The sequence below is a fragment of the Coraliomargarita parva genome (genome assembly GCF_027257905.1).
Taxonomy (GTDB): domain Bacteria; phylum Verrucomicrobiota; class Verrucomicrobiia; order Opitutales; family Coraliomargaritaceae; genus Coraliomargarita_A; species Coraliomargarita_A parva.
The window spans coordinates 172,424-195,852 of record NZ_JAPZEI010000006.1 but is presented as its reverse complement, the minus strand read 5'-3'; the positions used below and the strand labels follow the sequence as shown (position 1 = coordinate 195,852).

Here is a 23,429-nt window from a genome sequence, read left to right as displayed (position 1 = left end):
AAGACTGCCATGACACGTCTTACTCTCCTTCTGATCAGCCTCTGCTTCCCTGCTTCACTCCATGCAAGAGATGAGAGCTTCATCATCAAATTCCGCACTTACGGCATGCATCCGGGTATTTATAATGGCCTGTCTTACCGCGATAACACAAACGCTTCAACCGGCCTTGTCTTCGCAAGCAAAAGCCGCTCCACAGAATACTTCGTCAAGCTATCGCCGGAGAATCCAGTAATACGCTTCTACCGGAATGAAACCACAGCTAAAGAAGGAGCCCAAAACAATGAAAATGCTGTCACTGAGATACGCGTGCATCCCAAAGACGCCGAACTGCTGCTTATTTTCCGAAAAACGACCGCAATGGAGCGCGAAGCATACTCCGTCTTTGCAATCAACGACTCCGCATCCGTCAGTCCGCCGAACAGTCTTCGCATCCTAAACCTAACGGGATTTCAGGTAAATTGCTCCCTAAATGGGAAGCGTTTTGATTTAGAGTATGCGCAAGCCTCCGACCCAATAATTCCGGACAAGACAAACGAAGCTAAGCTCGTTGTCGTCGCAGAAGGGATCACCCGCTACCATCTCATCTACAAAAGGAACCTCAAGATCCGCAGGGACGAACGTAGCCTATTGATTCTTTGCCCGCCCGCCAGACAAGGCTCACACCGTATTGGAGGCCATCTTCTGACAGAGCACCTTTAAGCATTAAAACAGCCCCCAAATTACTAATCTTCATTTTGTTATTGTATGTATCCTAAAACCTTGATTCATCGTCTGAATGCAAGCATGGAAATTAACCACTATTCTGGCACTGATATTCTCATTAGGCACGCTCGTCCGAGCACAGGAAATACGAATCACTTTCGATTCGGACCAATCCGACTATGGCGTCTATGAAATTACCGGCACGGACACGGCACTCAGCCTGACACGAAGCGGAGGAATCGTAGCAGCCAATGACTTCGCCGAACTCGACGGGCTGTCGAGCGAGACCTATTTTGCCAGCGGAGCCGAGTTGGGCACTTACACGCCTTTTCGAATCGAAATTGAGACAAGCGGCGGCTTGGCGACCACCGACACCAGCGGCCTGGATATCGGAGGGGGCGGCATCGATGCAACCGAAAGCATCAGCCTTATATTCAGCCACACTGTGCTGATCACTGAATTTGACTTAGCGAACATTGACACAGGCACCTTTGCCGCCGTAAGCGTCGGAGGATCCATCCTCAGCCTGGGAGACAGTACCGGTGACGTACATAGCGGGAGCTACCAGCTCAATGCGGGTCAAGCCTTGACCTTTAGTTATGCGGAAAGCAATAGCGCGGACTACGACATCCAAGGCTTGACGCTACAGATCGTCCCGGAAGCAAGCTGCTATAGTCTCGCAACCGGCCTGGTCAGCTTGGCATTCGCGTCGTTTGCACTCCGGAAGCGACGCTAGCCCCGGCAATGCCCCGAATCTTCCGCCGGAGCAATCCGGCGTTTTTTGTGCGACAACAAAGCCTTCGATGCTTTCCGTTTGCCTCGCGTGCCATCTCACTTCTGACTGTTTGTTTCCAACTTAGATTCAATTCAAAGCATGTCCGACTACCGCAGCATCCAGGAACTGAAAACACTCGACCCCGCCTTGGCAGTCCCCTTCCGCGGCATCTTTATCCTGCGGCGCAAGACGACCAAGACTGCCCGCAACGGTAACCCCTTCCTCAGCATTGAGTTGAGCGACGGCACCGGAAGTTTCACAGCCAACTGTTTCGGCGATTCCGCCATATTCAAGGTCTGCGACGAAGTCGACGAAGGCTCCATCCTGCGGGTATCCGGAAGTACCGAATATTTCAACGAGCGTTTCTCCCCCCGACTGCAGGCCGCCGAAGCCCTCAGCCCGGAAGAAGCGGCTGCGGAAGGCATGCTCGGCAAGCTGGTGGAAATCCCGCCCGAACCGGAAGCGAGCCTCTGGGCCGACCTGGTCGCCGGAATCGAAGCGATCGAGCACCCGAAGCTCCGTGAAACCGTGCAACGGGCAATCGACGAAACGGAAGCCGACTTCCGCGGCGCACCTGCCGCAGTCAGCATGCACCACGCCTACCGGCATGGACTGCTGGAACACACCGTGCATATGGTCCGTAATTGCCGGGCACTCCTCCCGCTTTACCCGGAAGTGGACGGCGACCTCGCCATCGCCGGAATCATTCTTCATGACATCGGTAAACTCGAGGAATACGAAGGCGAGATGGCAACCAAGGTCAGCCGCATCGGCATCTTGCAGGGACACGTGGTCATCGGCTTCCGCATCGCGCGCAAGGCGGCAATCCAGTCCAGGCTCAACGCCGACCTGACGGAACGCCTCGAGCACATCATCCTCAGCCACCAGGGAGAGAAGGAATGGGGGGCGGCAGCCATGGCGGCCACGCCTGAAGCCGTATTCGTCTCCATGATTGACAATCTCGACGCCAAAATGGGCATGGTGCAGCGCGTCCTGCGCAACAGTCCGGAAGGCGAGGCATTCTCGGACTACCTGCCCGGCCTGCAAACCCGCGTACTCCTGACCCCGCCAGACAAGAGCCATTGAGACTCACACCGTGAACGCACCGAGCCCGAAAGGGATTTCCGTCATCATCTGTAGCCGCAACAGCGGCCAACAACTACAGGCAACAGTCCGCCACCTGAAGGCACAGGTTCTCCCGGCAGGCATTCCATGGGAACTGGTGCTGGTCGACAATAATTCAGACGATGACACGCTGGCCTGCATGCAACGCTTGAAAGCCGACTCCCCTGACCTTCGTATCACCGTCACCGGGGAGGACAAAGCCGGCATCATGCACGCCCGGCTCCACGGAATCCGGACCGCGACCTACTGCTATACGATTTTCTGCGACGACGACAACCACCTCGCTCCGAACTATCTCGCAGTCGCTTACGCCATCATGGAAAAGCATCCGGAAGTCGGGATCGCCGGGGGCCAGAACCGGGCCCAACTGAACACGGCGGCACCGGACTGGTTCGAATCCGTTCAACATGACTACGCCGTAGGCATGCAAGCAAACCGGACGGGCGATGTCAGTCTGACCCGGAAATACATCTGGGGGGCCGGCATGGTCACACGTCGCGACGTTCTGACCGGCATTCTGGATAGAAGCAGCGAATTCCTGCTCTCCGGCCGCTTCCCAGGATCCTTTGCCTCCGGGGAAGATACTGAAATCTGCAAATGGTTCCTTCTCTCCGGCTACCGCTTGCGCTATGATTCCGAACTGAAGCTTGACCATTGCATCAAATCCGAGCGCTTGACCCGCGAATACTACGAGAAGCTAAAGGAAGGCCACCAAGCCGCCTACCGGAAACTGTTGATCTATGACTTCCTCATCGATTGCCGGCGGGATCGAATCAAACCGAACCGCCTGCGGGGGCTGAACTTCCTGATCAAGTGCCAGTGGAAACAAGTTCGGCGCAAAAAGAGTTCGTTTAAAAACCGCTTGAAGGCCCAATATCACCTCGGGCCACAATTCAGGATCTCCCCCGAGCTAAACAAGATCATTCAGCGATTTCCTCAAACCGCCTAAGACCAAGCATGCAACCCATTCAAAGTTTTCAACACTGCCCGAAGTGCGGCACCCAGGGGCTCCAACGCAACCCGCCAAGCCATATCGCCTGCGACCACTGCGGGCATCAGTATTTCATCAACGCCGCTTCCGCCGTCGGTGCATTCATTCTGGACTCTGCGGGGAATCTCCTCCTCGTCCGTCGCGCCAAGGATCCGGAGAAGGGCAAGCTCGGGCTTCCCGGCGGCTTCATCGACATGGAGGAAACCGCGGAAGACGCCATTCTCCGTGAAGTCAAAGAAGAGCTCAATCTGGAGTTGGCCGGCGAGCTGGAGTACATCGGATCCTACCCGAACCGTTATGATTACGCGGGCATCACCTACCCCGTACTGGACTTCTTTTTCCTCGCCCAGGTCGAAGACTTCAGACCACTGAAGCTACAGGAAAGCGAAATCGCGGGCTATGAGTACATGGATCCGATAACGCTCGATCTCGACGAGATCGCCTTTCCGTCCATGCGGGCCGCCATCCGTAAATACCGGGCAAGTCGGGGCCGATAGGGGAACCGCCAGCTCCCACACAACCAAGTTTCGAAGCGAAGCCTTTAGTCGATGATCGGCTTGAGGCTCGGGAAGAGGATCGTATCGCGGATACTTTCGGCTCCGGTCAAGAGAATGACCAGACGGTCGATTCCAAGCCCCATGCCACCGGCCGGTGGCATGCCGTGCTCCAGTGCGGTGAGGAAATCGGTGTCCATATCCTGCTGTTCTTCACCGACCTGTTCCTCGAACATCTTGCGTTGGATGATCGGGTCGTTCTGCTCCGAGTAAGCCGGCGCGATTTCCTGTCCGTTGATGCAAAGCTCGAACACGTCGATCGTGGTTTCGTCATCCTTCGTGATCTTTGCCAGTGGGCAAAGTTCCTTCGGAATATGCGTCACGAAAGTCGGCTGAATCAGGGTCGGCTCGATAATCTTCTCGAAGACATTGTTGGTGATCTCGTAGTCTTCCAACTCCCCGTCGACCTCGATATTGAGGTCACGTGCCTTCTCCAGCTTCGTCTCACGGTCATAGCTGAACCATTCAGGATCGCCGGTGGCTTCAATGATCAAATCCTTGTACTTCGCCTCGCGCCACTCGCCGCCCAGGTTGATAACCTGGCCGTCCGGACGCTGGATTTCCAGCGAACCGATGACCTTTTCAGCCACATGCTGGATCAGCCCCTGGGTCAGTTCCATCATGCCCCGGAAGTCAGAGTAGGCTTGATAGAGCTCAAGCATGGTAAACTCGGGATTATGACGGCGGGATAGGCCTTCGTTCCGGAAAACGCGACCGATTTCAAACACACGGTCCTCACCACCAACCAGCATCCGCTTCAGATACAGCTCCAGAGCGATACGCATGTAGAAGGTGCAATCCAACGCATTAAAATGGGTCACGAAGGGACGCGCCGCCGCACCGCCGGCCACGCCTTGCAGGACCGGGGTTTCCACTTCCTGGAAATCACGCTCCCAAAGATACTTGCGCATCTCCTTGATGATGTCGGCACGTTGCTTGAAGCGCTTGTTGGACTCCTTGTTGACAATCAGGTCGAGATAGCGCTGGCGGTAGATCTTGTCGTCGTCGGTCAAGCCGGCCCACTTCTCGGGCAGCGGACGCAGCGACTTGGTGACAAGGGTGTAGCTCTCGGCGCGGACGGTGATCTCGCCGGTCTTGGTCTTAAAGAGACGGCCTTCGACGCCGATGATGTCTCCGAGGTCCAGCTTCTTGAAATAGGTATTGTACTCGCCCTCAGGCAGCTCGTCACGGGTCACGTAGCACTGGATCTGTCCGTTGCGGTCCTGCAGCTTAATGAAGCTGGCCTTGCCCATGACACGAAAGGTCACGATACGACCGGCCACAGCAACGCGGGGCTGCTCCTCGTCGGCAACATCTTCCTTGTACAATTTAACAGCCTCGGCCGAGGTATGCGTCTGCGCGCAATTTGCCTGGAACGGGTTGCGCCCTTCCTTGCAAAGGTTCTCTAGCTTCTGGAGCCGGACCGCATAAAGATCATGCGTATTGTCCTGATTGGCGTTCTGGTCTGTCATAACGGAAGCGGTGGAAGATGCGTCCCCTCGAAAAAATGGCAAATGTAAAGTCGGCCAGAGTCATTCCATGATGGGATGAGAGCTTACAGCGACGTTTTTGGAGCAGGATGATTTACAGCAGAATAATTTTTCTGAAAACTCCCACCGCTTTGTAGCGAAAGCGCGATAGCGATTTCGACCAGGCACATTACAGACGAGGACAACGCCGGAGGTTCAGGCAGAATGATGCTTACAGAGGCGTGGATTTTAGACAGAACGATTTACAGCAGAATGATTTCTGCACCGCACGCGATCAACGCCGCATACTTTTTTGGGTGGTAGCGAAAGCGCGACAGCGATTTCGACCGGTGCCCATTCGAAAATAATCATTCTGCTGTAAATCGTTCTGTCTAAAATGTATGCGGCGTTGCGAGTGCGCTGTGTAAGCAAATCATTTTGCCTGTAAATGATTTTGCCTCAAACGGATGCGGTGTGATCGGTCAGTGTTCTAAGAATCATTTTGTCTTTGCTCGGGCAGGCAGGATGCCTTCGCTACGGGGACTGCGCTTTGGAAGAATGCGAGCAGGCAAAATAGTCGGAAAGACTTGCATGCATACCAGATGGGCATTTAATTATGCTCAAGTGAAGCACAATCAGCCAGACAAGACCCCCCGAGCCGAAGAGCCCGCAGCGATCTACGGCTTGGCGGATCCGAAGGGTGAACGCCCGCTGGGAATCGGCGAGACCGTCGAAAGCATCCGCCATGGTCTGCCGATGGTCGAATTCGAAGGACTTGATAAATTGCTCGGGATCGGCGCGGAACCACTGGCGAAACATCTCGGCATCTCGCGCAGCACACTGGTTCGCCGCCGTAAAAGCGGGCGACTCGACATGCAGGAATCCGATCGCCTTCTGCGTTATGCGCGCCTCTTTGCCAGGGCTTCAAGCGTGCTGGGCGGCGAAGCGGAGGCCCGCGACTGGTTACAGGCACCGGCTCGCGCACTCGATTACGAAACACCGCTTCACTTTGCCGAAACCGAAGCAGGCGCCCGCGAAGTCGAAAATGTCCTCGGCCGGATCGAATACGGGGTCTTCAGCTAAGAGATGCCGACCGCCTGGAGAATCGTGCCCGCCGCCCGAGCAAACCACGCCTTTGATGGCGAGGGCGCCCAACGCTTCGGCGGGCGCTGGAATTCATTGGGCTTGCCCGCCGTTTATCTAGCCGAAAGCCGCGCACTGGCCGCACTGGAGACACTGGTGCATTTGAACGATTTGGCACAACGAATCTCGTTCGTCCGCTTTAAGGTAGAAATACCCGAAAAACTCTTGGCTTCGCCCGAGCTCTCACAACTCCGCCCTTTCTTAAAGTCCGCATCGATCCTACCACAAACCAGGGCTTTCGGCGATACCTGGCTGCGTGCAGGCGCTCAACCCGCTCTCCGGATCGCCAGCGCAATCATCCCCGAGGAATTCAATTATCTACTCAACCCGCTTCATCCCGACTTCGACCGAGTACGGATCGGCAAAGCGGAACCTTTTGCCTTCGATCCGCGTCTGCTTGATGACAGATATCCGAAATGACTTGGATCGAATACACCGCACTGGGCGTCAGCCTGCTGATCTTCCTCATTGGCCTGGCCAGTGCGGTCCTGCCCATCGTGCCCGGCAACGCAGTCGTCTGGATGGGTGTCGTCGTGCACAAGCTATGGATGGGTGAAGCCTCGGTCAGCTGGAAAATCGTCATCCTGACCGGACTGGTCACCCTGTTCAGTCTACTCGTCGACCTGCTGCTGGGCTACTGGGGGGCCCGTAAATTCGGGGCCAGCTGGAAAGGGGCACTCGGCGCCCTGATCGGGGCGGCCGTCGCCTTATTCATCCCTCCGCCGCTCCTCTGGCTGATCATCGGCCCCATCATCGGAGCGGTCGTCGGCGAACTGGCAGCCGGCCGCAACTGGCGGGCCGGAAGCAAGGCCGGCTTCGGCACCATCCTCGGGAGCGTGCTTGCCTTCGGGGTCAAATTCGGGCTCAGCCTTTTCGTGATCGGCCTATTCCTGCTCGATTTGGTGGTCTGACAGGTTCGACTTGGCAAAGAGCAGACGCAGGCTGTTCAGACAGACGACCACAGTACTGCCTTCGTGGGCAAATACACCCACACTTAGCGGCACCAGTCCGAAAATAGCAGCCCCCGCCATGAACACCACCGTACCCAGGGCAATAGCCAGATTCTGCCGGATGACCACGCGGGCCCGGCCACTCAGTTCAATCGCAGCCAGAAAATTATCGATCCGGTCCTTCATCAGGACCACCTCGCTCTGCTCAAGGGCCGCATCGCTGCCGCGCGCCCCCATCGCCACCGAAACATAGGCCGCAGCCAGGCTGGGCGCGTCATTCACCCCATCCCCGACCATCGCCACCTTGTAACCGGATTCCGAGTACTCACGGATGGCGGCCACCTTGTCCTCCGGCTTGAGCCCCGCACGGACCTCGGAAATACCGATGGCACGCCCCACCGATTCCGCCGACCCCCGACGGTCACCGGTCAGCATGACCGAACGCAGGCCACGTGCCTGCAAGCGCCCCAGAATCGGCTTTGATTCCTGACGGATCTGGTCCTTCAGCAAGATGCGCCCGATGAGGTCATCCTTGATGATCCAATTCTCGGCAAATTCAGGCTCCGGCTCGGGCACCTCACGAATCCATTCAGCCAACGGCCCTTCCTCCAACAATTCACGGCGCCCCAGCACACAGAGGGCATCCCCCTCGCGCCCCTGCACGCCCTTCCCACTCATGGCTTGGAAATCGTCGATCTCATGCTTCGCGAGCCCCTGGGCCTGGCCGTACTTCTTGATCGCACGACCGATGGGATGCGAACCGTGCGATTCCAGCGAATAGGCTAACTCCGCCGCTTCACGCTCGCGCCCCGGAGGGAAGCTCTCCACCCGGTCGACTTCCATCTCGCCGGTTGTCAGGGTGCCGGTCTTATCCAGTGCGACCATGTCGACCTCGGCCAATTTCTCAATCGCCGCCCCGCCGCGGAACAGCACACCATGGCGAGCCCCCCAGGCAATCGCAGCCAGGATCGCAGAGGGAATCGAAAGCACCAAGGCACAAGGGCTGGCCACCACCAGCAAGGTCATCGCCCGGTAAAAAGATGAATAGCCGGCTTCGGTGTTGGCAAAAGGACGAATCCCCAAAACCAACCACCAGACGAAGAACATCAATGCGGTCAGGCTGAGAATCCCGATTGTATACCCCGTCCCGAAACGATCCGTAAAGCGCTGACTCGGCGCCTTCAGGTGCTGCGCCTCCTTGATCAGACGAATCACCTTGTTCAAGGCACTTTCCCCCACGGGTCTCGAAGCCCGGGCTTCGACCGCACCCCATAAATTCAAGGTTCCGCTGAAGACTTCGTCTCCCCGCATCTTGGAGACCGGATTGGCCTCACCGGTCAGGTTGGACTCATCCGCCGCAGTCTTTCCTTCCAAAACAACCGCATCAACCGGGAATTGTTGGCCGGGCTTGACCCGAACCCGCATGCCGACCTTGACCTCCTCCACCGGCACCTCCCGTTCGTCGCCCTGCGCGTCCACGATGATGGCGCGTTTCGGGGCCGACTCGAACAAACTGTCGATCTCCCGCCGAGTCCGGTGCATGGCAAATTCTTCCAAGGCCCCGGAGAACGAAAAGAGAAAGAGCAGCAGAGCGCCTTCCGCCCATGCGCCAATGCAAGCCGCACCCACCGCAACCGCCAGCATCAGGAAATGGATATCCAGCTCACCTTTGGGCAGGCCTTCCTTGACATCGCCGATCGCATCCCATCCGCCGGCTAGCATCGCACCTATAAAGAAAACGACCGGAACCCAGACCGGCACCGTCGCAAAATGCCCCAGCCCCCAGCCGGTCAGCCCTAGTACGGCACAGGCGCCTGCCAGTACCCCCAGAACACGCCAGTCCTCATGCTCCTCCTCTTCCGGATGCTCCGTCGGCCATTCGATTTTACGCCAGGTCCAAAAACGGGGTGCGGTTAGACAGGTCGGCTTCTGCAGCTTGATCTCGCCATTCTCCTCAGTATGCACCTCGATCCCCACCGAAGCATCGACTGCCTGTCCGGCTTCGATCTGCTCAATCGTTTCCGCTAAACGGTTGCGCAGCAGATCTATATCCACTTCACCCATCGTCGCAATTTCGACCGTATGGCGGGTGGCATCCACCCGGAGCGCCTCCACTTCGGCATTCGCCTGTAGAAAGGCCGCTAGGCCGAGAGTCCAGTTCTGTTGCTGCTGTGCTTCCGTAGACATACTTAATTTGGAATGATTCTAAATAAGTATACCTAGCTTTCGGTAAATGCAATCCGGAAAGCGCGTCTGCCCGGAGCGATCGACCAGAGAGTCAGCCACTTGCAAAAGAATTTGGCATCGATTAAGCTCCTCCCTGACTTGTTATGGATAGTATCGCACTCGGCTTTCGCAAGCACCTGACACTCGGCGATCTTGACTTCATTATCGCCTGCCTGAGCGAGACCCCCGCCCAGTCCGAAGCACTACTCCAACTCCTGTCGGACCCCTTCACGGTGGACGAAATTCTCGACCACCCGAGGCTCCTGCAGACCGTACTGGAAAGCACGGAGCATCTGCAGCTGAGTTCACGACTGTATTTTTACCTGCTCACACGTCATAGTCTCAAGCAATCGGGCCTCGATGACGCCGACCTGGCCGACTATGTGTCAGGTATCCTCGACCAGCAACTGAGCCATCACAGGATCAATGGGCAAACGATCTTCTATCTCGTCGACTGGCTCAGCAAACTGGAACGGAGCCCACGGGAGCGCCAGTTTGAGCTCTATGTCCGGGCCGGCAATTACCTGTTGTTCCTCACCGGCATGTTTCCCGCCTACTTGCACGAGCGAAGCCGCCGACGCGGCGCACCCGGTCTCGACTTCTACGAAGACGTCGGTCGATGCTCCTTCAATTCAGCCGCACAACATCCCAAAAGCCAAAGTTCGGAAACGCATGACATCTACCGCAGCATCGCAGACCATTTCTCCAATCTTCGCTATGCGCTCAATGATGTCTCTGAGCGTTTCATGCATATGGACAATCAGACACCATATGGGCTGAGTTGAGCCAGCTCAGGCATCCTTTCGACTCACACCGTATGCAACCGAAACACACAAGGTAGCCAGCAATAGCAAACCGAGCCATGGCAATCCGGCTCGCTTGCTCTGCCGAGTGCCTTCCATTTCGATGACCAAGTCTGCACGGTCATTGATCTGAAGGGAGCGGATAAAAGTCGCCGTCTTGCCCTCTTGCGGAAGGATCGTGTTAATGGCTTGAGGATTGGCCGGAGTCGCCTGCTGCTGATCAATCAAGCGTGCGGCCAACAGACGCAAGGTGTGGTTCTCCTCCTCGGAGTTGCCACTCAAGACCCCCTTGACAAGTTGATCGGTATAATTGAGCAATTGCGACTCCTCGATCTCAACCTGCGGCGCAGCATCTTGGAACATGGCGTTCTCATTAATGAAGCTGTTCCGGCGATTCGCCAGCGCGACCAGGGCCTGTTCCTCCCGCACATTTTTCAACTGCACGCGCGCGTCTTCATTGAGGGCATCGTCCGACTGCGAAAGATTGAACGCATTGGAAAACGCCTTTCGAGCTTGCTCCTGTTTCCCTTGCTCCAGCAACTGGTTCGCTTCATCGAGCAAACTCTCCGCCTGGAACTTCTGCTGCATCCGGCTTTTCATTTCCACCCGCAGGTAGTCATTCAAATCGGAAAATGAAGCCCCCTCGCCGCCGAATTGCTCGATCGTCAGATTTCCGTCCCAATCCCTCACATTCCAGGTTTCCGGATAATGAAGCGTCCATGAAATATTCTCAAGTGGCAGGTCCAACTTCGGACCGCGCAGACTCGCCCTTAACTTGGAACTGGGAGCCAGAACAGGATTCGTGGCATAGTAAAACTCAACCACCGTATCCTTCCCTTCGATGGGATTCGCTTCCAGTTGTAGAAGAACATCCTCACCCTCACGCCAGGGCCAAACACTCTGTTGGTTCACGAAGCCAAACCAGAATTCACTACCCACCGGCAAGGTGATGCGCAACATACGCTTGTCACCCGGATCGAGCTTGAGCGTCGCCTGCGTCAACATCGAACCCGCACCTGACAAAGTCGAAACCAGTTTCAATTCCTTGACCTGAGCAGGCACAAGGTCGGCGATTTGGTGACGTTTCACCCCGAGTCCGATCGTGAAACCCGACTCTAGAATCCGGTAAACATGCGATGCTTCACCGACAGGAAGGTCTCCCCGGAGCTTGGGTTCGACCATATGTGCCTCGGCCGCTTGCAAGGCATCCACAGATTGCAGCGGCTCCAATTGAATGCGCCCATGCGGTACAAGCGCAAGATAACCCGTCTGCTGGTTCACTTCGAGTACTTCCGCCCCGTTCACCACGATCTGGTCGGGCTGGTTTGGCGTCGGAAGATGGTAGGAGAGCTCCACCGTAAAGGCGCCCACCATCTTGCGGTTGAGCTTCAACAACCATTGATGCGCCTCCCCTTCAAACGCATCCGCGACGGCATCTCCGGAGAATTGCACGCCGGTCGCACCGGCCGGCAAGCGGAAGGCCTGCTCACGGATACCGGCATTCTCGACACTGAAGTTAAAGCGGGCCTTGACTTCCACCACACCGCTGCGGACATCCACGGATTGCACCCGGGTCACTTCGATCCACGGATCGACCTTCTCGACGGAGAATGCCAGTTTGGCATCCTGATTTAGTATCCGGTATAGCAATACATCCTTTCGCTGCATTCCAGCCTGAGAGGGATCCAACTGCACGGCCGCACTTCGCTCAGTGGATTGCAGGCGATAGCCAAGTTCAGGAACAAGGATGAGATTGCCATTCTGACGGTCGGTTTCGGAAAGCTGCAGCAGCGGCGGCACATAAGTCGTCCGCCCGGCGAGTCCCGGACCGGAAAGACTGAGATTGAGACTGGTGGCTCCCGTCGTCTTCCCCCTAAGGTGCAGTTGAAGCGAACGCACCCCGTCCGAATCGACAAATTCGTTCCAGTGGCTAAGCTGCTTTCCCGAAACCGCCTCAACATCATAATCCTCGGGAATCGGAAGGCTCAACTTAAAGACACCGGCACGGTTGATCTCCGCCTCCAGTTCAAGGGCGATGAGCACACGATCCTCCCCCAAAGAGATCGTCTGTTTGACCGTTGAACGGATATCCGGTTGCACCGCGAGGGCTTCAAGACTCAAAGAACCGGTCTCGGCATCCCAGCGGTAAGCCCGGCGCAATTGCGGCACGCGTCCAAGATGAGTCAAGGCCTGCACCGGCTCCGAAGGGAAGTCCTCCAGATTAATCGTGGTCGACCCAACCGCCGAAACCAAGCCCAGCTGTACGTCCTCATCGGTGGCCAGGGCAACCAAGCTCAACTGGTTGGCCGCACCGGCAACAAGCGGAGGCCGCACCGTGACGCGATAGGGCAGACTCGCAGAGGCGTATTGCGAAAACAGACTCAAGCTGAACTGAGCTTGTTGCACCGGTTCGAAGTAGAGCAGTAGATGATGCGCCTCGGGGTCGAACTGCCAATTCGCCAAGTGTTCCGCCTCCACCGAGGTAATCGTCATCCCTTCGGGAATGTCGAGCTGCAGGGTGTCGAGCTGCCCTTGGGAGAGTTTCACATGAATCACATGATGCCCACTCACCAAACCGACCAGCGGTGTGAAGACATCATAGCTTTCAACATAATACACTGCGGTTTCCTTGCTCGCATCGCGCCGCTCGGGGGACCACGTCAAGCCCGTCTCTTGAGCAGGCATGAAAACCACTTCGAACACCGAAGTCTTCGCATCCTTTGCCGCGGATGACAGAATTGAAACTGCTTGAGACGATTCCATCTGCACATTGGCCATAGGCACGGTCACCTGGGCCTGATGGCTGAGGGCCAATCCAACCGGCAGGGTTAAGGAGCGCTGGGCCGATGCGCGATCTGCCACAGGAGCACTGTACTTGAAGGCAAAGTTGTAGCGTCCCGGCGCGATGGCCAGAAGTTGGTAAACCAAAGCGCCCTGCTCACGAAACTGTAGCAGACGCAAGCCTTCCGGTACGGGCGCCGTCTCGACCAAGGTCGCCGGCGCCCGCAGGAAGGTATAAACATCCCCAGCCTCCGCCGACCAGACCAATGCGGCATCCACCCGAGCCACATCATTCTCAACAATGATCTGCTCGGCAATTTGACCGGCCACGGTAGTTGCTTCCGCTTGGGCGGTCCTGCTTTTTGCCTCGGTTTCCTGCGTCGGCAAAGCCAGCCCGAGCAGGAAGACGATCACAAGGCAGGCGGTGACGCCCCGACTTAAAACCACCGTCTTAAAGCTTGCCCCCACATGAACGCAAAAGAACAGAATCAGGACAACGAGGAAGAACGAGGCGCCACCACTCGTGTTCAAAGCGCCCAAAAACAGGCAAAACCAACCACCGGCCCAAAACAGCTGTCGCTGCGAATGGCGAACCAGCGCGGTTACGCACAGACCGACTCCAAGAAGCAGCGGAAGGACGGAGACCACACCGCCCCCCATGTCCTCGTAGGCACGGTTGACCAGATGTAAACTCAGCGGCTGGGTGGACAACTCGATCGGCGCTTTCAAGAGGATGCGATCCTGCAAGTCTGAAGGCACTATGGAGAACTCCCCCAGAATGATCCCGCAAAGGATCAAGACGCCCAAACAGGCGAGGACGAGCCCGAAACCACACACTTTCGTGATCGGCTTGAAATCGCCATATTTGCGCACCAGCAGCTTTGCCAGCAACAGCCCCAGGATTCCCGCACAGATCATAACAACGAAGATCCCGCGCATCGGCGGCCGAACGCCCTCCAAGACAATGCGCAACCAATCAAACCCTTTGGACCCCGAACGCAGTTGCCCGGAACTGATATCACCCCCAAGGTAACCCAGTCCAAATCCGGGATCGGAAGTCAGCTCCCAGTTGACGATCAGTGAAGGCGCATACATGGCGGGCGCATAGACAACCGGATTGCTGGCATCCTTGGATTCGGCAGCCAACTCGAGCTGAACACGCAAGGCACTGTTCGGCTCATGCCCTGCCGGCAGCGGAAGTAGGATACCACCTTCAACCGTCACAGGGTTGACCTTCCTGCCGGCAACTTTGGCCGACCAGATCCGGTGCTCCGGCGGCAACTGCATCCGGAAATGCGTCTGCCCCTTACTCTTCAACATCAACTCGACCGAGGTCAGGATTTCGCCGTCGCGAGAGACATGCGACTTCAGCTCGGCAAAATCGATAATCTGATCCTTCGCGTTAGCCTGGGAAAAGGATTTCAGTTCCATGCCGATCTCGAGGGGACGGTGTGTGTATTGGAAGGCCGCCAACACTTGAGCGTCATACAACAAGCGAAATTCCGCCGGAATCTCATTCGGCTCCAAACGGATCAGATCCGGACTCACTTCCACGGCCCCGATGGAAAACGGGAAATTGCTGATCACAACCACGAAACCCTGTTCCGAATCCACCCGCAGGGGAGTCGCTCCACTAAAACGGACGGTCTGGCCCTGCGATTCGAATTTTGACTCGTAACTGCAAAGCAAGGTGTAAGCACCGGCAGCCGGCGCATGCAAGCGAACCTCGTAAACCCCAGCACCAAGATCCGACCAGCCCCGGACGTCACGCCCCATAAAGTCAAGATTCTCCATGCCCTCCGGAATTTGTATCCGCAACTCTGATACTGGAGCCCCCGAGATCAGAAAGTTGATGACCGAACTCCCATAGATCCGGCCTTCCCCCACAGTATAGAGATGCAGCACATCCGCCTGGATCGCCTGTGGCAATTTTTCAATTTCAAGTACAGCCGACCAAGCTGGATCGCGCATACGCAAGGCAAGTTGCAAACCGCTAACCGACTTGGGAAAGAAGTTCACGGCTTGCTCGACCAAGCCGTCAATCGAGCTGACATTGACCCGCAATCCGGGTTCAGCCACGACACCGATATGCCCACGAATGCTTTTGGCATCCATCGGCTGAAAAACCGGCAACGTCCAGTCTTCCCCTTCGAGTACACTGTTATCTTCCAAAGACAAGCGGATCACTTGCCGACCGGAAAGCGGCTGGGCAAATACGATACGGAGCTGCTGCCCGAGAGCGTCTTCCTGGAGAAAATAGTCTGCAAGCGAAGGCGCCGAAAGTTTCGACAACGCATAAGCCTCAGGAATCCGGATGTAGAAATCGCGCAAAGGGGCCTTGCGGATGGTCAATTCCATCTCTGCCTGCAAGCTCCGGTCTTCAAAGCCAAGATCGTAGATCAACAACTGGGAAACGGAGATTTCAGGAAGGATGTTATCCGCCTGCAGCGTATAACTGTAATGCACATCCGAAAACCGGTAGGCCAGTACCTGCGTACCCGCATCCACCGCGGTTTCGACCGCAGGAAAGAACTCCGGAGAAATCTGCGCGAAACCGAAAGACTCGGGGACATCGAACGCGACGGCACCCTGATTCGAAAGGCGAATAAAGCCGGCATAACGGATCGCTCCAACGGGAAGCACACGCAAGGGTTGGGCCTTCGAAGGGAAGGCCTGCATCGCATATTGCGAACGCACTTTTAGTTCAAAATCCTCCGAATAGGCCTTGTTCAATTCGAGTGCCAGCTGCTTCCCCTCCCCGGCATCCAACACCTCCCACCTCAAGATGGAATCGCCCTCGACCTGCGTGATCTCGCCATTTCCTTCCAAATCGAAGACCAAACGGCGCATGGCTCCCTGCATCAGGTGAATCGTATAGTCCGCCTGTTGACGGATCAATCCGGGTCCGACCTCCACCTGTGCGACACTCTCCGCCGCATAGAACAGCGCGGCATCCTCCGGCTCCGGGCTCTTCCACGAAGGATCCGTCCAAATCAGGGCAAACCGTCCATCCCCCGACAAACTGCCGGCAAGGCCGTCCGCTCCCGTTTCCATCTTCACGCCGTTCAGCAGCACGCGATCCGCAGCCACCGGCAAGCCGGACAAACGCACCGGCTGGAGCGCACTATCCATCAACTGGAATGCAACCGAGCTTCGACCCGCATGGGTTTCCACCCGTGCGTCAAAACGAAGGGAAACCGGAAAGCGTCCCGGTCGCTCAAAGCGTGACCGGTAGCTTCCCCGACGATATTCAATAGCAGCACCTGGAATTTCAGGAACCGCAGAAAAGGCCGCAGCGCCCGATAACAGCGGCAATTCGAATTCGCCGGCATTCAAGACCTCGACGACACCTTCCAGAGTAAAACGCAAACGTCCGTCCACATAGCGGCCACTCAACTGGAAATCCTGAAAGGAGAGATCGGGTCGGGCTTTAGAGTGCAGGGAAAGCTCCAGCTTCTGTCCGCCACCTGTATAGGTATATGCCGGCAAGTGCTGGGTGTTCTCGGGTGCGCGAACCGTCAGCGCCGCCAGCGCCGTTGGCTCGACCTGAAGACCCGTATCCGCTTCAATACGAAGGCTGCCGGTGGACAGGGAAGGATCGGGCGGGCTGAAAAACAGTGCTTCCGTTTGAGCAGGCATTTTGATCTCGGTCTGGCGTGCTTCCACCACACAGTGCAATTCATCTTCCACCAGCGCTTGCTTTAACTCAATGACCAGCTTCAGACCGGAAGCCTTCGCTTTTGGCTGTGCACCGACAGGACGCTGCAAGCTCCATGAAGCGACCTGCTCACCACTCACACCGACTATCGGCAAACTCCCGGCAACATCCAGCTCGAGTCGTTCAAGCTTTCCGTGCTTAACGGCAGCAGTCAGTTCTGTTGTTTGCCTGATCGTGTTCTTGCCCAAGTGAAGCACCGAGTCGGCTTGCACAGCGTAGATCAGTTTCGCTTCCTGCTCCGTATCGATCGGACCACCCAGGGTCGCGGAGATGACAAGCCGTCCGCCCTTTGAATCCGCACCACCGTCAATCGACACCTCGTCCAACTTGTATTTGGCCTCCTTTGCCGGTACCACCAAGGGGAACAACATGCAGCAAGCGCTAATAATAGAAAACAGGAGTCTCTTTTTCATAGTTACAGGGAGTTAATTGTTTTCACCGTAGATGGTCTGGGCACGAAGGATCATATTCTGCAGATCCACCACCCGCCGCTGGGAAGGAAAAGCCTCCGGCAAGCCCGCGGTGAGCTTATAGAGGTCGTCATAGCCATATCCACGACCGTACGGATTGTTCGCTAAACGCTCGGCGAAGAGCGCACTGGCCGCGGCCAGACGGATGGACGGCGGAGCCACATCCATCGAAGGTACTTCACGCGGATAAGGCAGCTGCCACTTGTACTCGCGGTATTCACCGGACGCGGGATCACGGTAACGCACGTAGAGTGTGCCGAGCCCGCCGACAATCCCAGGTTCATCCTTAATCTGGACTACATATAGCGCAGTCCCGGACTCGGCCTCGCCGACCTCGGCGGCATCCACCGTATTATCCCGGAAATCCTCCTCCCGAAGCTGATGCAAATCGTATCCGATCTGCCGATACCGCGTGACACGTTCCGGATTCCAGACAACCTGCACCTTGACATCAGCAGCCGCGACACGGAGCGTCCCGGCCAGTTTCTCGGAAAAATCCCTAGCCGCATCGTCGACCGAGTTCAGGAAGGCATAGCGACCGTCGCCGTTACGGGTAATCTCTTCGAGCAAGGCGTCGTTGTAGTCATCCCATCCGATACCATAGGCATCCAGCGCAATCCCCTGCTTTCGCTGCGCAACCACCAGGCCCGCCAGTTCGCCGGAATCAACATTCCCCAAATTGGCTGCCCCGTCGGTCATCAGGATGACACGGTTGCTCGCCGTCGGATTGTAGTTGCGCTGTGCGCTGGCATAGGCGGCTTCGAGGCCGGCCTCGAGATTGGTGCCGCCCTCGGGCCGATAAGCCAGGGCTTCGTTAACCGCCGCCTGCTGCGACTCGCGGGTTCCGGCTTCGGCAATCAACTTCGGTTGACGCGCAAAGAGCACGACACTGAGACGGTCCTGATCCGTGAGTTTGGCATTCAATGACTGCAGGCCCTTCTCGAGGATGGCCTGACGATCCGGACGCTGCATCGAACCGGAGTTATCAATCAAGAGCGAGAGATTCAGCGGCTGGCTCGGAGCCCGACCTGCCGACTGTGTCTGCAGTGAAAAGCGGATAATCTGCCGGTCATGCGCATAAGGATGCTGCGCAATCTCCCAGTGCAGGCTAACCGGCTCGTCCGGCCGGGGCGCCGGATCGCGGTAGTCGAGGCTGTTGACGAATTCCTCCGTGCGGATGAAAGCGGCATCGGGGACTCGTCCGGATTCAAGCGCAGCCTGGGCCAGGCGGAATGAAACGTCGCTGATGTTCAAAGCGAAAGTGGATGCCGGTTCATCCCGGGTAAGCCTTTCAGTCTTGGGAGTTTGCCTCACGAGCCTGCTGCGGGCCGATGCAATGCGTTCCGCCTCGGAGTTCCCCTTGGCTTGTACACGGATACCGGAGGCCTCTTCGAGGTATTCGTAATCCACCTGCGAGGTCACAAATTTAAGAATCCGGTCCAGGTTCAGATTTCGAAGGGCAATATTTACAAGTGGGTCCTTTCCATCCACCGGCTTATAATCGATCCGCACACCCTCGTGACTCGGGTCATATTCAACCGAAAGCTCGCTGAGTGTTTCGAGCACCCGGCTCAAGGGCATGCCGTTGAACTGAACCTTCGGGATCACAATGCGCTGCGTTTGAGTACTCAGGCTATAAGACTCCGCCACCGGACTGTCCATGACCCGGTCATAAGCGGCATCCGTATCGGGCATTTGGATGACTTTAGGGCGCTCCCACGACTGGGAAACCGAGGCGAAAGCCAGTTCGCTTTCCTCTTTCCCCAAGTTCTCCGTACGCTGCAAGCCGATGGCTCGCGAAGACGTCGCCGGAGCGAACGCGTCGACTGGGGCACGGTCCTCATAACTGCCTTCGTAGGCAAGATCACCGGATTCGTCTCTAACAACGAAATCCTGAGGGGTCCCGGCCGTGATCGAGATCACCCGCGGTTGCCGCTTCGGGGACGGCGCAGGCGGCGCAGCAAAGGGATCAACCGGACCTGCCATGGCATAACCATCGGCCTGCGCTTCATCTTTCGTGGCATACAGAGCATCCGCTCCGGCCGCAGTGCCAAACGCCTGGCTTTGCCCTGCCACATACATGCCGGATGCATGTGCCGAGTCAGAACTAGAGGTTCTTCCTTCCAAACCGGACCATGACAACTCCAACTGGTCGATGTTTTGGACAGATCCACCCACGTCTGGGCCAAGGAGAGAACCATTCGCAAGCTGCAGATTTCCCCGTAACTCCAGCCCTTTCTCCAAGGTTTTCTTCTTCTTCGACAGCTCAGTATATTCCTGCGGAACATGATCCCACGGAACTGACTGAAGTTCCTCAAGCTTCGAATCGATCGAAGCAAGCTCCCTCCGGATCTGCCCCGGTTTCTCGGATGGTGAGAACTGCGGGCGAAGGTCACGTTCCCCCATGCTATCTGATTCTTCAGCCACTGGGGCTTCGAATTCCACAGACTGACGCATCAACTCACTCTGGCGGGCCTCGGACCGTGCCTTTGCCTCACTGGACTGCTTTTTAACCGCCCCGACCGAAGGCATCAGAATCCCCGCCAGCACAAAGAGGACACAGATCACCGCCGCGATTTCGAACAGACGCCACTTCCACGAAACCTCGCGCTTTTCCTTTCGGGGAGCCAAGGCTTCCGGTTCGATCCCCTCGAAAAGCTTGGCCCGGCGCTCTGCGCTCAAACGTCGCGGGGGTGCATCCGCCGGAGCGGCAATTTCCTCCCGCGCCTGATGCAGCTCCCCCATGAGTGCAGCCATGCGGTCACGAAACGCCGAGAGCGTCGCATCGATTGCGAGAATCTTTTCCAACTCGTCCGCTTCCGCTTCATCGAGTTCACCGGTCAGCAGGGCGATTACCCGGACTTCCAGTTCCTCCCGCAAGCTATGATCTTCAAAATGGCTCATCCCGCGACCCCTTCCTTGTTGAGTTCGACTTCGAGTGACTTCAGCGCGTGATGCAGGGCGTAGCCGACATGTCCAACCGTCATGCACATCCGATCGGAAATTTCCTTGTAGCTCAGGTTTTCGATGAACTTAAGCTCCACAAGCATCCGCTCCTGCGGTTTCATTCGCTCCAAACAGACACGCATCAAACCGGTCCGCTCATGAAGATCGGCTTGGTCATTGGGTGCCATCCCCGGATCGACCGGGTCCTGCGCGGTCGTTTCCGGGTTTCCCGTTTCAAAAGGCACGACCTTGCTGAGCTTGCGCAAGTGGTCGATGGCCAGGCGGCGTACCGTGGTATAGAGCCAGGCCTTGGGTTGCTCCACTTCCGCGATGCGGACCTGCAAGCGGACGAAGGCTTCCTGAACGATATCCTGAGCCATCTGTTCCTCTTTAACCATCTGATACGCGAATCCCAATAACGGTGATTCCAGGGCATGGAAAAGTTCCACCAGCGCACGCTGGTTGTCTATTTCATCAGCATCGACTGTCGATTTGGGGAATTTCACAGTAGACGCGGTCAAGAATTAATAGGGGCCTTTATCCATTGGAATGCTTCATGTTTCTAACGTGAAGACGCATAAGAACGACATTTATTAGAACTTTTCCGGAAAAAGTTATTTATCGCCTAAAATCTTCTCTGCCTCCGGACTTTTCTTTTTAGTGAAAACCTGTTCATATTTCGGGTCTCCAATAATCCAGAACGCTATCATCCATGATCGGACTCATCGAACAGACAGGAAGTCCCCGCAACGCGGGTTATCTCGTCGCGCTCGTAGAGACCATTTTCAAGGAAGGCGGGCAGCTCCAGACCGTACTGGGCCTGAGTCATCGCCCCCAGCAGGCCGCGATGGCGCTCTCGGTGGCCAGCGCCCTGGAAAACGACCGCCCCCTTCTGTTTGAAGCGGGCACGGGAGTCGGCAAAAGCCTGGCTTACCTGATTCCCGGCCTGATTCACGCCATGGAAACGGAGCGGCCCTTTATCGTTTCCAGCCATACCATCAGCCTGCAGGAGCAAATCCGGAACAAGGACCTCAAGCTCTGCGAACAGCTGTTCCAGAAGGGGCCAGGCCTTCAGCGCTATGCTCATTTCAAGACCGCATTGATGGTCGGACGCGGCAACTACTGCTGCACCACCCGTCTACAGAACGCACTGAAGGACGCGCAGTCCTCACAGACCGAGATATTTCCGGGCGATGAAAAAAAGGACCTGCTGCGCCTCGCCAAATGGTCGGCAACCAGCGGGGAAGGCACCCTACAGGAACTCTCCCCCGCCCCGTTGCCCGATGTGTGGGATGCGGTCAACGCCGACAGTTCCACCTGCTCCCGCAAGAACTGCGACTCCTCGGTCTGCTTCTACCAGCGAGCGCGCAAGCAGCTGATGTCGGCCAACTGCGTCATCGTCAACCACAGCCTGCTCTTCTCCCTGATCAACGCCGGCATGCCCCCGGAAGGCAATACCCGCGGCGTACTGCTGGCCGACGACTTTGTGGTACTCGACGAGGCCCACCGTATCCCCGCCATCGCGACCGATCACTTCGGGGTCCATGTCAGCTCCTATGCGGTCGACCGGGCCCTGAAACGACTATTCAACCCGCGCAAGGGCGGCATCCTCCGTAAGCACGGCAGCAACTGGGACCAGATGGCGGTCGACCAGGCCCTGGCTGCCAGCGGCGAATTCTTCAGCTACCTGTGCGATACCTTCCTCCAAAAGAAACCGATCCTTCGAATCTATGAAGGCGGCTTCTGTGAAAACATTCTCTCCGGCCCGCTCAAGGAGGTCGCGGAACGCCTCGGCGAAATCATCCAGAAGAACGACAACGAAACCGTGCAGGACGAACTGCGCGACCACCGCCGGCGTATCCTTGGGTACCGGGACGCGATCAGCGGATTCGTCAACTACGCCGAGTCCGATCATGTGCAGTGGATCGAACGTGGCGGAAAAAAAGGACAGATCGTCACCCTGCGTAGCGCACCGCTTGATGTCGCCCCCTACCTGCGAGAAGCCATTTTCAGCCGGGGCACTTCGGCCGTCCTGACCAGCGCCACGCTTTCCGACGGCCAGCGATTGGACAGTTTCCAGAAAAAGGTCGGCGGTGAAGCCGCCGATACAGAGATCGAGTATTCACCTTTCAATTACAAGGAGAACTGCCGCATCTACCTGGCCACGGACGCACCGCTGCCGGAACCCGGCCAGGGACGACTCGACCTCGACTACCTGGCCAATATGATCTGCTGGAGCAGCCGGCGCGTGGAAGGCGGCAGCCTCGTACTCTTCACCAGCCACTTCGACCTGCGTCAGGTACGCGAACGCTGCGAAGCCTTCTTCAGGAAACTGGGCCGTCCGCTCTTCTGCCAGGGGCACGGGCAGGCCCGCAGCGAGCTCACCCGCCAGTTTGCCGAGGCGGGCAACGGCGTCCTCTTCGGTACCGACAGTTTCTGGACCGGCGTCGATGTTCCCGGCCCCGCCCTCTCGCAAGTTATCATCACCCGCCTCCCCTTCGAAAACCCGAGCCACCCGGTGAGCGAAGCCCGGGCCGAATATGTGCGCGAACGCGGCGGCAACCCCTTTGCCGACATCGCCGTGCCTGACGCACTGGTCAAGTTCCGGCAGGGAATCGGACGTCTGATCCGCCGTCATGAAGATCAGGGAAATATTGTTATTTTGGACTCCCGTTTGCTAACGAAACCTTATGGTGGACGTTTTCTCGAGGCCCTGCCGATCCGCGACTATTGTCGTTTCAACCGGCATAATCGCGAAAGTGTTTTCAGCTAGGCA

At 57.0% G+C, this 23,429-nt stretch carries 15 protein-coding genes; 10 read left to right on the top strand and 5 right to left on the bottom strand.

Annotation, left to right across the window (positions count from 1 at the left end; genetic code table 11):
- The first annotated feature begins 9 nt into the window (after positions 1 to 9).
- From O2597_RS10735 to O2597_RS10715, 5 genes are all read left to right on the top strand, one after another.
- Positions 10 to 699: a hypothetical protein gene (locus O2597_RS10735; protein WP_269524680.1), complete on the top strand. Its 690-nt coding sequence runs from the start codon at positions 10 to 12 to the stop codon at positions 697 to 699.
- Between the two features lie 76 nt (positions 700 to 775).
- The gene (locus O2597_RS10730) at positions 776 to 1,438 is read left to right on the top strand and encodes a hypothetical protein (protein ID WP_269524678.1); all 663 of its coding nucleotides are present in this window, start codon (positions 776 to 778) and stop codon (positions 1,436 to 1,438) included.
- A 138-nt stretch (positions 1,439 to 1,576) separates the two neighbouring features.
- Positions 1,577 to 2,563 carry a 3'-5' exoribonuclease YhaM family protein gene (locus tag O2597_RS10725; RefSeq protein ID WP_269524676.1) on the top strand — a complete coding sequence of 329 codons (987 nt, stop codon included), beginning with the start codon at positions 1,577 to 1,579 and terminating at the stop codon, positions 2,561 to 2,563.
- 10 nt (positions 2,564 to 2,573) lie between these two features.
- Positions 2,574 to 3,551 carry a glycosyltransferase gene (locus tag O2597_RS10720; RefSeq protein WP_269524675.1) on the top strand — a complete coding sequence of 326 codons (978 nt, stop codon included), beginning with the start codon at positions 2,574 to 2,576 and terminating at the stop codon, positions 3,549 to 3,551.
- 8 nt (positions 3,552 to 3,559) lie between these two features.
- Complete coding sequence (locus O2597_RS10715; RefSeq protein ID WP_269524674.1) at positions 3,560 to 4,090, top strand: NUDIX hydrolase; 531 nt, start codon at positions 3,560 to 3,562, stop codon at positions 4,088 to 4,090.
- 44 nt (positions 4,091 to 4,134) lie between these two features.
- Here the strand turns inward: O2597_RS10715 and lysS are convergent, their stop codons facing one another.
- The gene (gene lysS, locus O2597_RS10710; RefSeq protein ID WP_269524673.1) at positions 4,135 to 5,619 is read right to left on the bottom strand and encodes a lysine--tRNA ligase; all 1,485 of its coding nucleotides are present in this window, start codon (positions 5,617 to 5,619) and stop codon (positions 4,135 to 4,137) included.
- A 588-nt stretch (positions 5,620 to 6,207) separates the two neighbouring features.
- On the opposite strand from lysS, the gene parS reads away from it, so the two are divergent.
- The 3 genes from parS to O2597_RS10695 are packed head-to-tail and all read left to right on the top strand — an operon-like array spanning position 6,208 to position 7,670.
- Positions 6,208 to 6,699, top strand: a complete 492-nt coding sequence (gene parS, locus O2597_RS10705; RefSeq protein ID WP_269524671.1) for a type II RES/Xre toxin-antitoxin system antitoxin — start codon at positions 6,208 to 6,210, stop codon at positions 6,697 to 6,699.
- Positions 6,700 to 6,723: 24 nt separating this feature from the next.
- Positions 6,724 to 7,179, top strand: coding sequence for an RES family NAD+ phosphorylase (locus O2597_RS10700; RefSeq protein ID WP_269524669.1), 456 nt, complete (start codon positions 6,724 to 6,726; stop codon positions 7,177 to 7,179).
- Entirely contained in the window at positions 7,176 to 7,670 is a 495-nt protein-coding gene (locus O2597_RS10695) for a DUF456 domain-containing protein (RefSeq protein ID WP_269524668.1), read from the top strand. Before O2597_RS10700 ends, O2597_RS10695 begins: the two co-directional genes overlap by 4 nt.
- Here O2597_RS10695 and O2597_RS10690 read toward each other — a convergent pair.
- Positions 7,644 to 9,896, bottom strand: a complete 2,253-nt coding sequence (locus O2597_RS10690; RefSeq protein ID WP_269524667.1) for a cation-translocating P-type ATPase — start codon at positions 9,894 to 9,896, stop codon at positions 7,644 to 7,646. The two genes, O2597_RS10695 and O2597_RS10690, sit on opposite strands and share 27 nt — an antisense overlap.
- 143 nt (positions 9,897 to 10,039) lie before the next feature.
- Between O2597_RS10690 and O2597_RS10685 the strand changes: the two genes are divergently transcribed.
- Entirely contained in the window at positions 10,040 to 10,720 is a 681-nt protein-coding gene (locus O2597_RS10685; protein ID WP_269524665.1) for a hypothetical protein, read from the top strand.
- A gap of 6 nt (positions 10,721 to 10,726) precedes the next feature.
- Here the strand turns inward: O2597_RS10685 and O2597_RS10680 are convergent, their stop codons facing one another.
- The 3 genes from O2597_RS10680 to O2597_RS10670 are packed head-to-tail and all read right to left on the bottom strand — an operon-like array spanning position 10,727 to position 21,159.
- Complete coding sequence (locus O2597_RS10680; protein ID WP_269524663.1) at positions 10,727 to 17,650, bottom strand: hypothetical protein; 6,924 nt, start codon at positions 17,648 to 17,650, stop codon at positions 10,727 to 10,729.
- A gap of 12 nt (positions 17,651 to 17,662) precedes the next feature.
- On the bottom strand, positions 17,663 to 20,611 hold the full coding sequence (locus tag O2597_RS10675) for a YfbK domain-containing protein (protein ID WP_269524662.1): 2,949 nt from the start codon (positions 20,609 to 20,611) through the stop codon (positions 17,663 to 17,665).
- Positions 20,608 to 21,159, bottom strand: a complete 552-nt coding sequence (locus O2597_RS10670) for an RNA polymerase sigma factor (protein WP_269524661.1) — start codon at positions 21,157 to 21,159, stop codon at positions 20,608 to 20,610. The genes O2597_RS10675 and O2597_RS10670 overlap by 4 nt, the downstream gene beginning before the upstream one ends.
- Before the next feature lie 206 nt (positions 21,160 to 21,365).
- Between O2597_RS10670 and O2597_RS10665 the strand changes: the two genes are divergently transcribed.
- Positions 21,366 to 23,426, top strand: a complete 2,061-nt coding sequence (locus tag O2597_RS10665) for an ATP-dependent DNA helicase (RefSeq protein WP_269524660.1) — start codon at positions 21,366 to 21,368, stop codon at positions 23,424 to 23,426.
- Positions 23,427 to 23,429 lie beyond the last annotated feature (3 nt).

What these genes read in the sequence shown, in the direction of transcription:
- O2597_RS10715 (WP_269524674.1), top strand. Translation starts at nt 3,560, where the DNA reads ATGCAACCCATTCAAAGTTTTCAACACTGCCCGAAGTGCGGCACCCAG.
- parS (WP_269524671.1), top strand. Translation starts at nt 6,208, where the DNA reads ATGCATACCAGATGGGCATTTAATTATGCTCAAGTGAAGCACAATCAG.
- O2597_RS10665 (WP_269524660.1), top strand. Translation starts at nt 21,366, where the DNA reads ATGATCGGACTCATCGAACAGACAGGAAGTCCCCGCAACGCGGGTTAT.
- lysS (WP_269524673.1), bottom strand. Translation starts at nt 5,619, where the DNA reads ATGACAGACCAGAACGCCAATCAGGACAATACGCATGATCTTTATGCG.
- O2597_RS10730 (WP_269524678.1), top strand. Translation starts at nt 776, where the DNA reads ATGCAAGCATGGAAATTAACCACTATTCTGGCACTGATATTCTCATTA.
- O2597_RS10680 (WP_269524663.1), bottom strand. Translation starts at nt 17,650, where the DNA reads ATGAAAAAGAGACTCCTGTTTTCTATTATTAGCGCTTGCTGCATGTTG.
- O2597_RS10685 (WP_269524665.1), top strand. Translation starts at nt 10,040, where the DNA reads ATGGATAGTATCGCACTCGGCTTTCGCAAGCACCTGACACTCGGCGAT.
- O2597_RS10690 (WP_269524667.1), bottom strand. Translation starts at nt 9,896, where the DNA reads ATGTCTACGGAAGCACAGCAGCAACAGAACTGGACTCTCGGCCTAGCG.
- O2597_RS10735 (WP_269524680.1), top strand. Translation starts at nt 10, where the DNA reads ATGACACGTCTTACTCTCCTTCTGATCAGCCTCTGCTTCCCTGCTTCA.
- O2597_RS10695 (WP_269524668.1), top strand. Translation starts at nt 7,176, where the DNA reads ATGACTTGGATCGAATACACCGCACTGGGCGTCAGCCTGCTGATCTTC.
- O2597_RS10725 (WP_269524676.1), top strand. Translation starts at nt 1,577, where the DNA reads ATGTCCGACTACCGCAGCATCCAGGAACTGAAAACACTCGACCCCGCC.
- O2597_RS10675 (WP_269524662.1), bottom strand. Translation starts at nt 20,611, where the DNA reads ATGAGCCATTTTGAAGATCATAGCTTGCGGGAGGAACTGGAAGTCCGG.